At 60.7% G+C, this 17,110-nt stretch carries 16 protein-coding genes; 6 read left to right on the top strand and 10 right to left on the bottom strand.

The window, feature by feature from the left end; translation table 11 throughout:
• Window positions 1-186 precede the first annotated feature (186 nt).
• Window positions 187-1,224 carry a GH25 family lysozyme gene (locus HJB83_RS29685; RefSeq protein WP_207580592.1) on the top strand — a complete coding sequence of 346 codons (1,038 nt, stop codon included), beginning with the start codon at window positions 187-189 and terminating at the stop codon, window positions 1,222-1,224.
• 131 nt (window positions 1,225-1,355) lie between these two features.
• Here HJB83_RS29685 and HJB83_RS29680 read toward each other — a convergent pair whose 3' ends face one another.
• A complete protein-coding gene (locus tag HJB83_RS29680; RefSeq protein WP_207580593.1) occupies window positions 1,356-3,641 on the bottom strand; it encodes an FdhF/YdeP family oxidoreductase in 2,286 nt (761 codons plus the stop codon).
• Window positions 3,642-3,911: 270 nt separating this feature from the next.
• On the opposite strand from HJB83_RS29680, the gene HJB83_RS29675 reads away from it, so the two are divergent.
• Together HJB83_RS29675 and HJB83_RS29670 are read left to right on the top strand one after the other, a co-directional pair.
• The gene (locus HJB83_RS29675) at window positions 3,912-4,217 is read left to right on the top strand and encodes a flagellar basal body rod C-terminal domain-containing protein (RefSeq protein WP_221117107.1); all 306 of its coding nucleotides are present in this window, start codon (window positions 3,912-3,914) and stop codon (window positions 4,215-4,217) included.
• A gap of 67 nt (window positions 4,218-4,284) precedes the next feature.
• Complete coding sequence (locus HJB83_RS29670; RefSeq protein WP_259671438.1) at window positions 4,285-4,929, top strand: alpha/beta hydrolase; 645 nt, start codon at window positions 4,285-4,287, stop codon at window positions 4,927-4,929.
• 12 nt (window positions 4,930-4,941) lie between these two features.
• On the opposite strand, the gene sufA is transcribed toward HJB83_RS29670, so the two are convergent.
• The 8 genes from sufA to HJB83_RS29630 all read right to left on the bottom strand — a co-directional run bounded on the left by sufA (window position 4,942) and on the right by HJB83_RS29630 (window position 12,223).
• Window positions 4,942-5,334: a Fe-S cluster assembly scaffold SufA gene (sufA, locus tag HJB83_RS29665; RefSeq protein WP_221133127.1), complete on the bottom strand. Its 393-nt coding sequence runs from the start codon at window positions 5,332-5,334 to the stop codon at window positions 4,942-4,944.
• Window positions 5,335-5,426: 92 nt separating this feature from the next.
• Window positions 5,427-5,807, bottom strand: coding sequence for an SUF system Fe-S cluster assembly protein (locus HJB83_RS29660; protein WP_003559708.1), 381 nt, complete (start codon window positions 5,805-5,807; stop codon window positions 5,427-5,429).
• A gap of 12 nt (window positions 5,808-5,819) precedes the next feature.
• Complete coding sequence (locus HJB83_RS29655) at window positions 5,820-7,061, bottom strand: cysteine desulfurase (RefSeq protein WP_207580597.1); 1,242 nt, start codon at window positions 7,059-7,061, stop codon at window positions 5,820-5,822.
• Between the two features lie 12 nt (window positions 7,062-7,073).
• Window positions 7,074-8,348 (bottom strand): Fe-S cluster assembly protein SufD, encoded by a 1,275-nt coding sequence (gene sufD, locus HJB83_RS29650; RefSeq protein ID WP_221117105.1) that lies wholly within the window; start codon window positions 8,346-8,348, stop codon window positions 7,074-7,076.
• Between the two features lie 24 nt (window positions 8,349-8,372).
• On the bottom strand, window positions 8,373-9,128 hold the full coding sequence (gene sufC / locus HJB83_RS29645) for a Fe-S cluster assembly ATPase SufC (protein ID WP_207580599.1): 756 nt from the start codon (window positions 9,126-9,128) through the stop codon (window positions 8,373-8,375).
• 80 nt (window positions 9,129-9,208) lie between these two features.
• Window positions 9,209-9,442, bottom strand: a complete 234-nt coding sequence (locus tag HJB83_RS29640) for a hypothetical protein (protein ID WP_221117103.1) — start codon at window positions 9,440-9,442, stop codon at window positions 9,209-9,211.
• A gap of 1 nt (window position 9,443) precedes the next feature.
• On the bottom strand, window positions 9,444-10,913 hold the full coding sequence (gene sufB / locus HJB83_RS29635; RefSeq protein ID WP_207580600.1) for a Fe-S cluster assembly protein SufB: 1,470 nt from the start codon (window positions 10,911-10,913) through the stop codon (window positions 9,444-9,446).
• 143 nt (window positions 10,914-11,056) lie between these two features.
• On the bottom strand, window positions 11,057-12,223 hold the full coding sequence (locus HJB83_RS29630) for a cysteine desulfurase family protein (RefSeq protein WP_207580601.1): 1,167 nt from the start codon (window positions 12,221-12,223) through the stop codon (window positions 11,057-11,059).
• 218 nt (window positions 12,224-12,441) lie between these two features.
• Here HJB83_RS29630 and HJB83_RS29625 point away from each other — a divergent pair, with 218 nt between their 5' ends.
• Together HJB83_RS29625 and HJB83_RS29620 are read left to right on the top strand one after the other, a co-directional pair.
• Window positions 12,442-13,119: an alpha/beta hydrolase gene (locus HJB83_RS29625; RefSeq protein ID WP_007629230.1), complete on the top strand. Its 678-nt coding sequence runs from the start codon at window positions 12,442-12,444 to the stop codon at window positions 13,117-13,119.
• Window positions 13,120-13,265: 146 nt separating this feature from the next.
• A complete protein-coding gene (locus HJB83_RS29620; protein WP_207580602.1) occupies window positions 13,266-14,441 on the top strand; it encodes an acyltransferase in 1,176 nt (391 codons plus the stop codon).
• 86 nt (window positions 14,442-14,527) lie between these two features.
• Here HJB83_RS29620 and HJB83_RS29615 read toward each other — a convergent pair whose 3' ends face one another.
• A complete protein-coding gene (locus HJB83_RS29615) occupies window positions 14,528-15,646 on the bottom strand; it encodes an anhydro-N-acetylmuramic acid kinase (RefSeq protein ID WP_221133126.1) in 1,119 nt (372 codons plus the stop codon).
• A gap of 131 nt (window positions 15,647-15,777) precedes the next feature.
• Between HJB83_RS29615 and tyrS the strand changes: the two genes are divergently transcribed.
• On the top strand, window positions 15,778-17,034 hold the full coding sequence (gene tyrS, locus HJB83_RS29610; protein WP_207580604.1) for a tyrosine--tRNA ligase: 1,257 nt from the start codon (window positions 15,778-15,780) through the stop codon (window positions 17,032-17,034).
• The last annotated feature ends 76 nt before the right edge of the window (window positions 17,035-17,110 follow it).

Genomic DNA, 17,110 nt, shown 5'->3' with positions numbered 1-17,110 from the left:
TGGGAGGGGCTGCCTTCAAGATCAGCTTTCGATACGTGATACGGCGCCGAACCCGGCGATGCCCGTTTCGAGGCATTGGGTTCAAATTTAACCTTTCTTAGCAAGTCTCTGTTAGCAATTGAAAATGGGCGGTTTCCCTCCAGCAGGAATGTTGCCGTCGACCTTTTGTTTTGCGTGCAGGTTCTCATGCGTTCATCGGCTTTGCCAGCAATCCTCCTTGCCGCCCTGATCCTGTCGGGATGCGCCGCCAGTTCCGGCGCCGAAGATGTGCTGGGCAACGTGCCATCGCCGGAAACGACGAATGCGATCACCAAACCGAACGGCCCGATACCGGCTGCCACCGTCGGCGACACTACACAGGCAAACGCGCCGCAGGAAGCGTTGAGCTGGACCGGACCGGTTCCGGAGCCACAGGCGCTCGTGCCCCAGGACAGGCCGGTCGGCATGCCGATGCCGACGGAAAAGCCCGTCGCGATGCTCATGCCCACCAATCCGGGAATCGATCCCGATGTCGGCAGGAGATCGCCGGCACGCGGACAGATCTACGGCCACCGCTTCCGCGATGCCAAGCCGATCAACTTCGGCTCCACCTCGCCGAGAAAGCTTGCCGTGCATGGCGTCGACGTCTCGCGCTGGCAGGGCGAGATCGATTGGGAGACGTTGCGCGGGCAAGGCGCGAACTTCGTCTACATCAAGGCGACGGACGGCGGCGATCACCTCGATCCGATGTTCAAGAAAAACTGGCGCCGGGCCAAGGAAGCCGGCCTGAAACACGGCGCCTATCACTTCTTCTACTGGTGCCGGACGGCAGGCGAACAGGCCGACTGGTTCATCCGCAACGTGCCGAGGGAAGCAAACGCGCTTCCGCCGGTCATCGACGTCGAATGGAATGGCGAATCGAGCTGCAAGCGCCGCATATCCCCCGCCCGCGTCCGGGAAAAGATGCAGGTGTTCATGGACAAGCTGGAGCGTTATTACGGTCAGCGCCCGATCATCTACACGGCGCCGGATTTCTACCGCGACAATCTGAAGGGCCAGATGCTCGACTATCCCTTCTGGCTGCGCTCGGTTGCCGCTCACCCCTCCAAGGTCTACCCCGGCCGCAAGTGGCTCTTCTGGCAATACTCCGGCTCCGGCCTCTCCGAAGGCGTCGAAGGCAAGATCGACCTCAACGTGTTCAACGGCAACGAAAGCGATTGGCACGACTGGGTGGCGTCACGATAATGCATGTCGCCGGGAAGTGTGCAGCGGTTCCCGGATAACGACATGCATAAAAACAAAGAGCTAAATCGCGTCGAATGAATCAAGTTAAATGCGACGCGCTTTAGCTTGAGGCAGGCAAGCGCCTCCCCCGCTTACGCCGACTTCTGCACCTTCACAGGCACACCCTTATAGGCAGGGGTTCCCGATTTTCGGTCGTAATCGGCAAGCGCGATGACCCGGTTCATCTCGGGATAATATCCAGCCACGGAGCCGGCCGGAATGTCGTAGGCCACCGCGGTGAAGCCTTTGACCGACTTGCTGGCTGTTTCCCCAACCGATTCGATATCGACCCTGTCGCCATCGGCCAGGCCGCGAGCGGAGAGATCCTTGCTGTTCATGAAGATGATGTCACGGCGGCCGAAGACGCCGCGATAGCGGTCGTCGAGGCTGTAGATCGTCGTATTGTACTGGTCGTGACTGCGCAGCGTCGTCAGAACCAACGTGTCCGCGTCGACAAGCCGGGGATCTTCTTCCAGTCCCGGCGCAGTGAGGAAATGCGCCTTGCCTGAAGGAGTGTGCCATTGCCGGTCAGCGGCGGCGACCGTCAGCCGGAAGCCGCCGGGTTTCCTGACCCTGGTGTTGAAGTCATGAAAATCGGGAAAGACTACCGCGATCTTTTCCCGAATACGGCTGTAATCACCGACCATCCCGTCCCAATCGATATCGTATTTGCTGCCGAGCGTTGCCTTGGCGATACCGGCGATGATCGCAGGCTCGGAGCGAAGCTGGTCGCCGGGCGGTTTCAGGAAACCGCGCGAGGCATGCACCATCGACATGGAATCCTCGACGGTCACCGATTGCGGTCCGGTCTTCTGGATGTCCTGGTCGGTGCGGCCGAGAACGGGAAAAATGATCGAGGTCCGGGCGATCAACAGGTGCGAGCGATTGAGTTTCGTCGCGATGTGAACGGCAAGGTGGAGTTTGCGCATGCCTATGAACGTCGCGTCCGGATCGGATATCGCCACGGCCAGATTGCCGCCGAGGCAGACCAGCGCCTTCGACCGGCCCTCGATGATCGCCTCGATGGCTTCGACGGCGTTGTGGCCCTTCTCCTCCGGAGGGCGGAAACCGAAGGCCTTTTCCATGCCGTCGAGAAGCGCCCTATTGGGGATTTCGGTGATACCGACCGTGCGGTCGCCCTGAACGTTCGAATGTCCCCGAAGCGGGCAGATGCCGGCGCCCTGGCGGCCGATATTCCCCCGCAGCATCAGGAAATTGGCCAGCTGCTGGACGTTGGCGGTGCCGTGGCTGTGCTGGGTGATGCCCATGCCGTAGCAGAGGATAACGTTGCGGGCATTGAGATAGACCTCGACAGCACTATCCAGCGCTTCGAACGTCAGGCCCGATTTCCTGAGGATCGACGCCCACTCCGTCTGTGCGACATCGGCCTTGAGAGCCTCCAGCCCGATCGTGTGTGCCTTGATGAACTCGCGATCGAGAAAGCCCTTGCCGCCTGCGGTGATATCGGCGTCGTCGCGTTCGAATATCCGCTTCATCATCCCCTTGAGGGCCGCAAGATCCCCGCCGGTGCGGACCTGGTGATAGGCCGATGCGATCGGCGTCGACGACATCATCGCCATTTCTACCGGGTTCTGCGGTGCTGCGAATTTTTCAAGCGCCCTTTCTTTCAAGGGATTGAAGACCACGATCGGAACGCCGCGCCTCGCGGCATCGTGCAGGGTGGTCATCATCCGAGGATGGTTGGTGCCCGGATTGTGACCGAAGCTGAAGATGGCATCGGCATGATCGAAATCCTCGAGCGTCACCGTGCCCTTGCCGACCCCGATCGAGTCGGGCAGGCCGACGCTGGTCGCCTCATGGCACATGTTCGAGCAGTCGGGAAAATTGTTGGTGCCGTAGGCCCTAACAAAAAGCTGGAACAGAAATGCCGCCTCGTTTGAGGCGCGTCCGGACGTATAGAATTCGGCCATGTCAGGGTCGGGCAGTTTGCGCAGTTCGTCGCCGATCAGCGCAAGGGCCTCGTCCCAGCCGATCGGCAGGTAATGGTCGCTGACATGGTCATAGATCAACGGGTGCGTCAGGCGGCCCTGGTCTTCCAGCTGGTGGTCGTTCCATTGCCAGAGTTCGGCAACGCCGTGCGTCGCGAAAAAGTCGGGTCCGGCGCGCTTTGCCGTCGATTCCCAGGTGATCGCCTTGGCACCGTTTTCGCAGAATTCGAATGAGCTCGTATGTTTGGGATCGGGCCATGCGCAGCCGGGGCAATCGAAACCCTCGGGCTGATTGGCTTTCAGCAGCGTCGCAGCACCCTGGGCGATGACCTGCTGGCGTGCAAGGGTTTCGGCAACGGCTTTGAGTGCACCCCAGCCGCCGGCCGGGGCCGTGTATGTCTCGATGCCTTTCGGCCGCTTCTTGGTCATCACCTGCTCCACAAATCACGCGAAGGCCAGAGCCTATCAGCCGGCAATGTAGGGGAATGCCATCCGTCGGGATAGGTCGGGGACTTGCCGATGTCGATTGGCACGTGCTGCCGGCTCTATCGCCACCGACCCCTGGCTATCATCCCGTTCCAATCCGGAACAGATACGGCCGCACGCGCCCGACCTGTAGGTCTTCGCTAACGCAATGCCTTCAGCATTCCCTAAACCCTTGCAGGTAAAAGACGATTATCCAGTTCTGGGGAAACGCTGATGAACATATCGGGCATTACGAACACTGCTCTTTCGGGAATGCGGGCGCAGACGACCCGGATCAGCGCGATCGCCAACAACGTCGCAAACAGCAGTACACCGGATTATACCAGGCTGAACACCAGCCTCACCTCCGTTGTTTCAGGCGGTGTCCAGGCCGCCGTCAGGCCGACGACGTCGGATGTCGATCCGGCCACCGAACTGACCGACCTGATCGAAGCCGAGCAGAGCTACAAGGCAAACGCCGTGGTCTTCGAGACCGGCGCCGACATGTGGGAAATGCTGATGGGCATCAAGCGCGACTGAGCACGGCCCGTAAGTCGCGATGCTGTTATAATCCCGTCTTGAATCAGACCTATGCCGATCCGCGCCAATGATGGGGATCGATGCCATGCCGGAATATCAGGATTTCATTTCGATCTCAGGAAGAACCGCACTCGATCCAGCACCCCTGGTGCTGCTGCATGGAAGCGGCATGCATGAACGCAATCTGATCGCGCTTGCCGACAAGGTTGGGGCGGATCGGCCCTATCTGTCGCTGAGGGGCGCGGTTAAATGGGATGAAGGCTTTGCTTTCTTTCGCCGAAACCCCGACCGGACGCTTGATGACGCCGACCTCTTCAACGAGACCCATCATCTCGCCGATTTTCTGGCGAAGGCCTCGACAACCGGGCTCCTGAAACGGCCGCCTGTGCTGGTCGGCTTTTCGAACGGCGCGATCATCGCCGCCTCGATCCTGCTGCATCGCCCGGAAACCATAGCCGGGGCCGTCCTGCTGCGGCCGCTATCACCCGCACCCGCCGCCGATTTTCCCGACCTCAGAAACCATCGCATCCTCATTCTGGCAGGCGAACGCGACGAGCGGCGCGCGCCTGAGGACGTTGTGCTCATCAGGGATCAGATTGAAAAAAGCGGTGCCGGCGCCACGACGAGACTGGTCCCGACCCGCCATGATCTCGGCGACGACGAGCCGGATTTCATCAGGAATTGGCTGGCGGAGAATTTCCCACCAGCCTGAAGGGCACAGGTGTCAGGTGTGCGCCGGCTCGTTTTGGCGCTGTGCGGCTAGGGCCGCGAGATCGGCGGGTTTCAGCTCGACGGATTCGCCGCAGCCGCAGGCCGATGTCTGGTTCGGATTGGTGAAGGTGAAGCCGGAGCGCAGCGTCGTCGCCTCGAAACCCATTTCGGTGCCGAGCAGGTAAAGAGCCGCCGATGGCTCGACCCAGACTTTGGCACCGTCGCGCTCGATCAAATCGTCCTTGGCATTGGGTTCGGTCACCAGGTCGATGGTATATTCCATCCCGGCGCAGCCGCCCTTCTTGATGCCGACGCGCACACCCTTGGCCTCCGGCCCCGAGTTCTCGACGATCGCTTTGACGCGGGCCGCAGCCCCGTCCGTCATGCTCATAATTGCAAAGCCCATGGGCCTCATCTCCTTCCGCAACCGGGGTCAAGATCCGGCGCTTCGTGATTCAAATGTAGTCGTCGCAAGTAAACGGATCAATACCGGCCTGCTTAATACCAACCGACCGCGACCTGCGCCTCTTCGGACATACGATCCGGCGTCCACGGCGGATCGAAGGTCATCGCCACTTCGACACCCGATACACCTTCGACGGCGCCGACGGCATTTTCGACCCAGCCCGGCATCTCGCCGGCAACCGGGCAGCCGGGGGCGGTCAGTGTCATCATGATTTTCACCATCCGGTCGTCCTCGATGTCGATCTTGTAGATCAGACCGAGTTCGAAGATGTCGGCCGGAATTTCCGGATCGTAGACGGTCTTCAGCGCGCTGATGACGTCGTCGCTGAGCCGCGCCAGCTCATCGGCCGGAATGCTGGAATGCACGATGCCTTCGCGCACATCGATCTTCTGTTCGCTTTCGTCCAGGCTCATCACGGACACTCCTCAAGCAAAGAACTTGCGCGCATATTCAAGCGCATCGGCCAGGGCATCGACCTCGGCGCGGGTATTGTACATGCCGAAAGATGCACGGCATGTGGAGGTGACGCCGAAGCGTTTCAAGAGCGGCATGGCGCAATGGGTGCCGGCCCGCACCGCAACGCCCTGCCGGTCGATCACCATCGAGACGTCATGGGCATGGATGCCGGCAAGCTCGAAGGAAAAGATACTGCCCTTGTCGGGCGCCGTTCCGAACACCCGCAGCGAATTGACCGATTTCAGCCGCTCGACGGCGTAAGCCGCAAGATCGGCCTCATGGCGGGCGATCGCCTCGCGGCCGACCTTCTCCATGTAGTCGAGCGCATAACCGAGCCCGATCGCCTGCACGATCGGTGGCGTGCCGGCCTCGAAGCGATGCGGCGGATCATTATAGGTGACAGCATCCTCGGCAACTTCGAAAATCATCTCGCCGCCGCCCTGGAACGGGCGCATCTGCGAAAGCCGCTCCTTCTTGCCGTAGAGCACGCCGATGCCGGATGGGCCGTAGAGCTTGTGGCCGGTCATCACGTACCAGTCGCAATCGATATCCTGCACATCCACGGGCAGATGCACCGCACCCTGGCTGCCGTCGATCAGCACCGGAATACCGCGCTCGTGCGCGATGCGGCAGACTTCCTTGACGGGAACGATGGTGCCGAGCGCATTCGACATATGGGTGATGGCGACGAGCTTGGTGCGCTCCGTCAGGCTCTTTTCGAAATCTTCGATATGGAAGGCGCCCTCGTCATCGACGGGAACCCAGACCAGCTTGGCGCCCTGCCGCTCACGGATGAAGTGCCAGGGCACGATGTTGGAATGATGCTCCATGATCGTCAGGACGATCTCGTCGCCTTCGCCGATCTCAGGCATGCCCCAGCCATAGGCGACGGTGTTGATTGCTTCCGTCGAATTCTTGGTGAAGACGATGTCGTTGACCGAAGGGGCATTGAGGAAGCGGCGCACCTTGTCGCGCGATGCCTCATAGGCATCCGTGGCGGCATTGGAGAGATAGTGCAGGCCGCGATGCACATTGGCATATTCGTGGCTATAGGCATGCGAGATGGCATCGATCACCACCTGCGGCTTCTGCGCCGAGGCGCCGTTGTCGAGATAGACCAGCGGCTTGCCGTGCACCTTCTCCGCCAGGATCGGAAAATCCCGGCGGATGGCTTCGACGTCGTATGGCGCGGCCGGTACGATCTTGTCCATTGCTATATCCGATCAGGCGTGCTTTTCGAGCCAGGCCGAAATCACGCCTTCCAGCGCCTCGACCAGAGCCTCGTCTTCCAGTTCCTCGATGATCTCGGCGACGAAGGCGTTGACCAGCATCGCCCGCGCCTTGTTCTCCGGAATGCCGCGCGCCATCATGTAATAGAGATGATTGGCGTCGATATCGGTCACCGTCGCCCCGTGGCCGCACTGGACATCGTCGGCAAAGATCTCGAGCTCTGGCTTGACCGAGAATTCGGCATCGTCGGACATCAGCAGCGTGTTGCAGGCCATCTTGGCGTCGGTCTTCTGCGCATCGGGCGCCACCCGGATCATGCCCTGGAAGACCCCCTTGGCGCGGTCGAAGACGACGTTGCGGATCACTTCGGTCGAGCCGGTGTGCGGCACGTCGTGGCCAAGCATCATCGTCACGTCGGTATGGCTCTCACCGCCGAGCAGGTTGATGCCGCGCACCGTCAGGTCGGCGCCCTCGCCCGTCACCTTGATATGCAGTTCCTGGCGCACCAGCCTGCCACCGGCATTGATGACGAACAGGCGAAGCCTGGCGTCCGTGCCGAGATCGATGCGGATCTGGCCGAGATGCGTATCGTCTGCCCCATGCTGCTGCAGGATGATCCAGGTTAGCTCGGCGCCCTCGCCGACAGTGATGTCACTGACATGGGACACGAGTGCCGCATCGCTGGTCACTGCAAGGTGACGTTCGATGACGGTTGCCTTGACACCGGCGCCGAAGGCAACGGGAAGGCGTGTATGTGCCTGCCCGCCTGCATGGACAAACTGGATTTCGAGCGGATCTTCAAGCTCGGTATCGGCAGGCACGTCGACGACATAGCCGTCGCGCACGAAGCTGCCGTTGATGCGGCCGACCGCGTCGTCGCTGCCAAGCGCATCGAGCCCGTCTGCGGCGGAACCGTCGAGCAGATGTTCGCTATAGGCTGAAACGCCAAGACCGTCGGCCGCAGCCTTCTGGTTGGCGTGGCCCTGGATCACCGCCAGCACCGTCGAGCCGGCAACCAGAGGCTCAAGCGCATCGGAGCCGGCATCACCGACCTGCGGCGGCAAGGCGCGCAGCAGGTTTTTCAGATCGGTATAGTGCCAGGCCTCGATGCGGCGCGTCGGCAGGCCGGCCTTCTTCAGGTCGTCGAGAAGCCGGTCGCGTAGCGCCGTCACCGCGCCGTTGCCCGGCAGATCGCCGATCTGATGGTTGAATGCCTCGATCAACGCCGTTTCGGCCACGGTCAGGCGGCTCGTCGTCTGCATATTCATGGACGTCGTCCTTTCCACCCGAACTCAGGCCGCCGCGCCGATGATGTCGGCATAGCCGTTGGCTTCCAGCTCATGCGCCAGCGTCTTGTCGCCCGACTTGATCACCTGGCCTTTGTAGAGCACGTGGACGGTATCCGGCACGATGTAGTCGAGCAGGCGCTGGTAATGGGTGATGACCACGACGGCGCGGTCCGGCGAACGCAGCGCGTTGACGCCGTCGGCGACGATCTTCAGCGCGTCTATGTCGAGGCCGGAATCGGTTTCGTCAAGCACGCAGAGCTTCGGCTCCAGCAGCGCCATCTGCAGGATCTCGGCCCGCTTCTTCTCACCGCCGGAGAAGCCGACGTTCAGCGGCCGCTTCAGCATCTCGGTATTGATCTGCAGTTTGCCGGCGGCATCCTTGACGCGACGCATGAAATCCGGCGTCGTCAGCTCGTCTTCGCCGCGCGCCTTGCGCTGCTCGTTCAACGCCACCTTCAGGAATTGCATGGTGGCGACACCCGGGATTTCGACCGGATACTGGAAGGCAAGAAAGATGCCCTTGGTGGCGCGTTCTGCCGGATCGAGCTCGAGAATGCTCTCGCCGTTATAGAGAATGTCGCCCTCGGTGACTTCGTAATCGCTGCGGCCGGACAGCACATAGGAGAGCGTCGACTTGCCGGAGCCGTTCGGCCCCATGATCGCGGCAACTTCGCCGGCCTTCACCGTCAGGTTCAGGCCACGAATGATCTCAGTGCCGTCTTCGGCGATGCGGGCATGAAGGTTTCTGATTTCAAGCATCTTTGGTTCCTGCGTTTTCTCTGCGTAGCTCATTAGAGCCTCGCGTAATTTCTAAGGGCGTCGACGTGTTATGCTCGGCGCTATCGCGCCAAAAAACGAATGACACGGAAAACCGTGAGCGTTACGAGCCAAAGCCATTCGAGAATCTGAATAAACTTTCCTGGTTTTTCCATACGCTGCTGGAGAAACACGTAAGGCTGCTCTGGCGGCTTTTCTGTCTCGTATCTGCTTTCGCGGGGGCGAATTTTCGCCAATATTTCCCCTCGCATATTTTCCAGACGTTCAAGAATGCGCTTCTTGTCCGTCTCGTTCATGTCAGCCTACAGAGCCTTCCAGCGAAATGCTGATCAGCTTCTGCGCCTCGATGGCAAACTCCATCGGCAGTTCCTGCAGCACTTCTTTGACGAAGCCGTTGACGATCAGGGCGATCGCCGCTTCTGTGGGGATGCCGCGCTGCAGGCAGTAGAACAGCTGGTCCTCGGAGATCTTCGAGGTCGTCGCTTCATGCTCGAACTGCGCCGTCGAATTCTTCGCCTCGATGTAAGGCACCGTATGGGCGCCGCACTTGTCGCCGATCAGCAGCGAATCGCACTGGGTGAAATTGCGCGCATTCGAAGCCTTGCGGTGGGCCGAGACCTGGCCGCGATAGGTGTTGTTGGAGACGCCTGCGGCGATGCCCTTGGAGACGATGCGGCTCGACGTGTTCTTGCCGAGATGGATCATCTTGGTGCCGCTGTCGATCTGCTGATGGCCATTGGAGACGGCGATCGAATAGAACTCGCCGCGACTGTCATCGCCGCGCAGGATGCAGGACGGATATTTCCAGGTGATCGCCGATCCGGTTTCGACCTGCGTCCAGGAGATCTTCGAGCGGTCGCCGCGGCAATCGCCACGCTTGGTGACGAAGTTGTAGATGCCGCCTTTGCCGTTCTTGTCGCCGGGATACCAGTTCTGCACCGTCGAATATTTGATCTCGGCATCGTCGAGCGCCACGAGCTCGACCACCGCGGCATGCAGCTGGTTTTCGTCGCGCTGCGGCGCCGTGCAGCCTTCGAGATAGGAGACGTAAGCGCCCTCTTCCGCGATGATCAGCGTGCGCTCGAACTGGCCGGTGCCCTTCTCGTTGATGCGGAAATAGGTGGAAAGCTCCATCGGGCAGCGAACGCCCTTCGGTACGAAGACGAACGAACCGTCGGTGAAGACCGCCGAATTCAGCGTCGCGTAATAATTGTCCGTCGTCGGCACGACCGAGCCGAGATATTTCCGGACGAGATCGGGATATTCGCGGATCGCTTCCGAGATCGACATGAAGATCACGCCGGCCTTCTTCAGCTCTGCCTTGAAGGTGGTGACGACCGAGACGCTGTCGAAAACCGCGTCGACGGCGATCTTCGGCTTCTCGACGCCAGCCAGGATCTCCTGCTCACGCAGCGGGATGCCGAGCTTCTCATAAACCTTCAGCAGCTCCGGATCGACCTCGTCCAGCGACTTCGGACCCGGCGTGCTTTTCGGCGCCGCGTAATAATAAATGTCGTTGAAATCGATCTTCGGATAATCGACGCGCGCCCAGGTCGGCTCTTCCAGCGTCAGCCAGCGGCGATAGGCCTCGAGACGCCATTCCAGCATCCACTCCGGCTCCTGCTTCTTGGCCGAAATGAAGCGGATGATATCCTCGGACAGGCCTTTCGGCGCCTTATCCATTTCGATGACGGTTTCGAAACCGTATTTGTACTGGTCGACATCGATCAGGCGGACCTGGTCGATCGTTTCCTGGACGGCAGCCATTTCGTTCTCCAATCTCGCCGGATACAAGGTCCGGCAGCTTGTAGCGCATGGGCAATTCTCTTGCCCTGATGTAGGTGGCCAAAAGGGACTTTTCAGCCCGATTGGCAAGCGAAAATTTGCGTTTCCGCAAGTTTATGACGCGGTCAAGCCGCCTCGCCGGCCGACCTTCGCCGGCAGGCGATCTTCGCAAAAGCCGCAATCGCCCGGTCGATATCCTCTTCCGTCGTCGCAAAACCGAGCGAGATGCGCAGCGCTCCGAGCTTGGCGTCACGGCCCATCGCCGTCAGCACATGGCTTTCGCCGAGCCGACCGGATGAGCAGGCCGAGCCTGCCGAAAGCGCCACACCTTCGAGATCGAAGGCGATCTGTCCGGTCTCGGCCTTCAGCCCCGGCAGGGTGAAGAAGATCGTATTGACGACACGCTCGCCACCCTCGCCGTGGATCATCACATCGGCAGCCGCCTCACGCATGCCGGCTTCCAGCCGCTCGCGCAGCGCGCCGATTTCCACATTACGCGCCTCGAGTTCGTCGGCCGCGGCTTCTGCCGCCGCACCGAAGCCGATCAGCGCCAGTGAGTTCTGTGTGCCGGAGCGGTGACCCCGCTCCTGTCCGCCGCCCTGGATCAGCGGCCGCGGCATCAGCGCCTCGCCGCGGGCAATTAGCGCGCCGGCGCCCTTCGGCCCGCCGATCTTGTGCGAGGAAATGATCATGAAATCGGCACCGATCTTGCCGATATCGAGCCCGATGCGGCCAGCCGCCTGAACGGCGTCGACGACAAAGAGCCCGCCATGGGCGTGGACGATCTTTGCCGCCGCCTCGACCGGCTGGACGATGCCGGTCTCGTTGTTGACGAGCATGATGGCGACCATCGGCAGGCCGGCGGCCTTGTCATGTGCAGCAAGCAGCAGGCCCAGCGCATCGAGATCGACGATGCCGGCCTCCGTCACCGGGACCTCGGTCATCTTCTCCCTGGCAAAGCGGCCGCCTTCGCGCACAGCCGGATGCTCGATTGCCGAAAAGTAGAGGCGGCCGAGCTGAAGCGGCGTGCGGCCCATGCGGAAATCCGGGGTCAGCACCAGATTGGCGGCCTCGGTGGCGCCGCTGGTAAAGACCACATTGCCGGCGTCGGTGCCGACCAGTGCCGCCACTTTGCGCCGCGCGCCTTCGATTGCAGCGCGGGCGGCACGGCCTTCGCCGTGAACGGAATTTGGATTGCCGAAAATGTCGATGGCGCGCATGATCGCCGCGCGTGCTGCGGGGTGCAGCGGCGCTGTGGCATTCCAGTCGAGATAAAGGCGTGGCGGCGCCATGATCTTCAGTCCTGCGCTTGACGACCTTGCTTCAGCACCCGCGGTTCATTTTTCTTGAAATTTCCGCCGGGCTTGCCTTATGACACATTCCACGATGCGTGGATCGCCATGCAAGTTTCGAATTGTTCTAAACTGCGTTTTAGAAAACCTGACAACACTAGTCAAGTCATGTTGTCGTCCAAACGCAGCGCGAACGCGAAATAAAACCCGGAGTACCAATGCCCGAAGTCATTTTCAACGGCCCAGCCGGCCGTCTTGAAGGCCGCTATCAGCCCTCCAAGGAAAAAAGTGCGCCCATCGCCCTGATTCTGCATCCGCATCCGCAATTCGGCGGCACGATGAACAATCAGATCGTTTACCAGCTCTTCTATATGTTCCAGAAGCGTGGGTTCACGACGCTGCGCTTCAATTTCCGGGGCATCGGCCGCAGCCAGGGCGAATTCGACCACGGCGCCGGCGAACTTTCGGATGCCGCCTCGGCGCTCGACTGGGTGCAAAGCCTTCATCCCGATTCGAAGACCTGTTGGGTCGCCGGTTATTCCTTCGGCTCCTGGATCGGCATGCAGCTGCTGATGCGTCGGCCGGAGATCGAAGGCTTCATGTCGATTTCCCCACAGCCGAATACCTACGACTTCTCCTTCCTGGCGCCCTGCCCCTCCTCCGGCCTGATCATCAACGGCGAGGCCGACAAGGTGGCGCCGGAAAAGGACGTCAACGGCCTTGTCGAGAAGCTGAAAACCCAGAAGGGCATTCTCATTACCCATCGCACCGTTTCCAACGCCAACCATTTCTTCAACGGCCAGGTGGAAACGCTGATGGGCGAATGCGAGGACTATCTCGACCGCCGCCTCAACGGCGAACTGGTGCCGGAGCCGGCGGCCAAGCGGATCCGCTAACGCCATAGCCAGAGCCGGTCATCCCCAAGCGGAGCCGGTCCGGGACGCCACCGGCCCCTTTGTGCCGGAACAGATCGCCTACCGTGTTGCAATCTATATTGCAGTGCGGTAGGTTCCTCGCGATCCTAACTAAAGCGAGGTCCGCAATGACCAAGTCGTTCGGGGAAGTCCTGGATAAGTATAGGGGTATCGGTCCGGGGTTCGATTTTCTTCGAATTGGGCTCGCCTTTTCTATCGTATTGACCCATTCCTTTTTGCTGACAAGGAATGATGCCTTCATCAGGGGGTCGGTATTCTGGTTTGCTGAATACGCTCTTGTTCCGATGTTTTTCGCGTTGAGCGGATTTCTGATCGCCGGCAGCGCCCAGCGACTGAGCCTCCGGAACTTCCTGATCAATCGTGGCTTGCGCATCGTCCCGGCACTTGCCGTCGATATCGTCGTTTGTTCGCTGATCATCGGGCCGATCATAACAATCGTCTATCACTCCGAATATTTTACCGATCCGCGATTTTTCAAATACTTCCTGAATATCGTCGGCTGGATCCATTACGAGTTGCCTGGCGTTTTCCAGGATAATCCGAGCCAACGTGTCAACGGCGCGCTCTGGACGGTTCCCTGGGAGATATTCTGCTACATCATCATGTCGTTCCTGATGGTCACCGCCATCGTGAAGACCCGCTACAAGCTGCTTGCCGTGACGGCCGCCTATATCGTCATCGGCCTCATCGTGCAGAAGATGCCCTATCTGTTCCCGGGCTCGATCAAGCCGATCGCGCGCTTCCTGTTCATGAGCCGGGGCTCCCAGCTGATTACGGCGTTCATGATGGGCATCGCCGTCTTTCAGTTTAAAGCGGTCATTCCGTATTCCCGATGGCTATTCGCCGCCGCCTGCCTGGTTTGCATCGTCGCCATTCTCACCCTCGACAGCCGGGCTGTGGAGTCAGTGATCAACCGGCCGATCGTCATCACCTCGCTGGTTTACATCACAGTCTTCCTCGGCCTGTCGGAGGTGCCCATTCCGGCCTTTTTCAGGAAAGGCGACTATTCCTACGGCGTCTACCTCTACCATGACCCGTTCTTGCAGATCTGGATCAGCTCGTTCCCCACGGTCTTTCTCTACCCGAAATACGGTGCGCTGGCGCTCTATCTCGTCGGCTTGCCCTCGGCTCTCGCCGTCGCGGTGCTGTCCTGGCATTTCATCGAGAAACCGATCCTCGGCCTTCGCAAGAAGTTTTCGTTCATCGCCCAGGTCAGGGGCGTCGAGGATGGCAATCAGGCGGGGCGCAAATCCAATGTCCGGCCGATTGCCGTAAAGAGTTAGATCTTTGCCGGCCGCGTGTCAGCGGTGAGTTAGAAAGCCGTGCATGACGACACTGAGCCGCGGCGTCGTGAGGATGATCCTCACGCTCATGGCCTTGCCAGCACCCCGCCGCTGACGGGAGCGGCGACCCCCGTCGTGCCTGGAAATGTCAATGGCAGCCCATCCAGCGAGCGCACGGCGAGATAGGCCCAGGCCTCGGCCTCCATCGCGTCGCCGTCGAAGCCGGCCTCTTCGGCGGTCAATACCTTCGACCCCAGCGCTTCGGCCATGGCCGAAAGTTCCGCCATCAAGGTGCCGTTCAGCCGCCCGCCGCCGCAGACGATATAGGTCGACGGGGTCTCCGGCAGGAAACCGGCGGATTTGACAATCGACGCGGCGGCGACGTGCGCCAGCGTCCGGGCGCCGTCCTCAAGGCTCGCCTCCCCAACCCGAAGCGGTGCGAAATCGCCGCGATCGAGCGAACGCCGGATATTGCCGCGAAAAAACGGGCTTTCCAGATATCGCTCCGCGAGAGCGGCCACCACCTTGCCGCGTCCGCCGATCTCGCCGCCGGGATCAAAGGTTTTGCCGGTCTGCATCTCCACCCACTGGTCGATCAGCGTATTGCCCGGGCCGCTATCGAAGGCCGATATCCGCCCGTCCGTGCCGATGAAGGTCAGATTGGAGATCCCGCCGATATTGACGAAACAGACAGCCTGCCCGGCCTGCTGGAATTTTCCCGCGAGCGCTGCGTGATAGGCAGGCACCAGCGGTGCGCCCTGGCCGCCGTGAACCATATCGTTGGCCCGCATGTCATAGACCAACGATATGCCGGTTCGGCGCGCCAATTCCCCGCCGTCGCCGATCTGGATTGTTAGCCCCTCTTCGGGCCGGTGAAGCACCGTCTGGCCGTGGAAGCCGAGAACATCGACGGCATCGGCAGCAAGTCCAAAACGCTCCAGGAATGCCGTCACGGCAATTGCATGCCGTTGGGTCAACTCGCGCTCGATGTCGCCAAGCTCAGTGGGCCGCTCGTTCCTGTCGGTCAGCGGCCGCGCCAGTTCCAGCGCCCGTTTCAGCCGCTCGCGAAAATCGGCGTCATAGGGTACCCCCATGAACGGGCCACGCTCGATGAAGCCGCGGCCGTCGGTCCTGAGCAGCGCCACATCGATTCCATCCATCGACGTGCCGCTCATCAGGCCGATCGCGGTTCTGATGACATCCATGCGGCTTGCCTCCCATGCGATTCCCGGATGCACTTTTATAAAAACAGTGCTAAACGCGCCGCGATAGATCAACAACAACGAACTTGCGTGAAGCCATATGGGTCAAACGCAGACACCAAGAGACGAAAGCCATGTCCGAGTTCAAGTCCGATTTCCTCCGCACGCTGAAAGAGCGCGGCTTCATTCATCAGGTCTCCGATGAACGCGGCCTCGACGACCTGTTCGCCAAGGAAACCGTGACGGCTTATATTGGCTTCGATCCGACGGCGCCCAGCCTGCACGCCGGCTCGCTGATCCAGATCATGATGCTGCATTGGATGCAGAAGACCGGTCATCGGGCCATTTCGCTAATGGGCGGCGGCACCGGTATGGTCGGCGACCCCTCCTTCAAGGAAGAGGCGCGCCAGCTCATGACCGTGGATACGATCGAAGGCAACATCGCCTCGATCAAGCGCGCCTTCTCCAATTATCTGAATTACGGCGACGGTCCGAAGGACGCGCTGATGATCAACAATGCCGAATGGCTGCGCTCGCTGAACTACCTCGAATTCCTGCGCGATGTCGGCAAGCACTTCTCCGTCAATCGCATGCTGTCCTTCGACAGCGTGAAGACGCGCCTTGACCGCGAACAGTCGCTGTCCTTCCTGGAATTCAACTACATGATCCTCCAGGCCTACGACTTCGTCGAGATCGCCAAGCGCTATGGCTGCCGTCTGCAGATGGGCGGTTCGGATCAGTGGGGTAATATCGTCAACGGTATCGATCTCGGTCACCGCATGGGGACACCGCAGCTTTATGCACTGACATCGCCGCTGCTGACGACGTCGTCGGGCGCCAAGATGGGCAAGTCGGCGACGGGCGCTATCTGGCTGAACGCCGACATGCTCTCGGCCTACGATTTCTGGCAGTACTGGCGCAACACCGAGGACGCCGACGTCTCGCGCTTCCTGAAGCTCTACACGACGCTGCCGATGGATGAAATCGCCCGTCTCTCGGCGCTCGGCGGTTCGGAGATCAACGAGGTCAAGAAGATCCTCGCGACTGAGGTAACGGCGATCCTGCACGGCCGAGAATTCGCCGATCAGGCCGCCGAAACGGCGCGCAAGACCTTCGAGGAAGGCCGCGTCGCCGAAAACCTGCCTTCGGTCGACATCCCTGGCACCGAACTCGACGGCGGCATCGGCCTGCTGTCGCTGATGGTCCGCGCTGGTCTTGCCGGCTCGAATGGCGAGGCTCGCCGTCACATCCAGGGCGGCGCGGTGCGCATCAACGACGAGGCCGTCAGCGACGAGCGCCGGCTGATCGGCAGCAACGAAATCACCGCCGACGGCGTCATCAAGCTCTCGCTCGGCAAAAAGAAGCACATCCTGATCCGCCGCGCGGCGTAAGCGGCTTCAATTGCGAACAAATCAAAGCCGGCGCTCGCGCCGGCTTTTTCTTTGCCCAACTCATGCGTTGGCGCGC

Source organism: Rhizobium sp. NZLR11, from assembly GCF_019685115.1.
Classification (GTDB): domain Bacteria; phylum Pseudomonadota; class Alphaproteobacteria; order Rhizobiales; family Rhizobiaceae; genus Rhizobium.
Note: the sequence above shows the minus strand (reverse complement) of the source record. Positions and strands in the feature narration are given on the sequence as shown.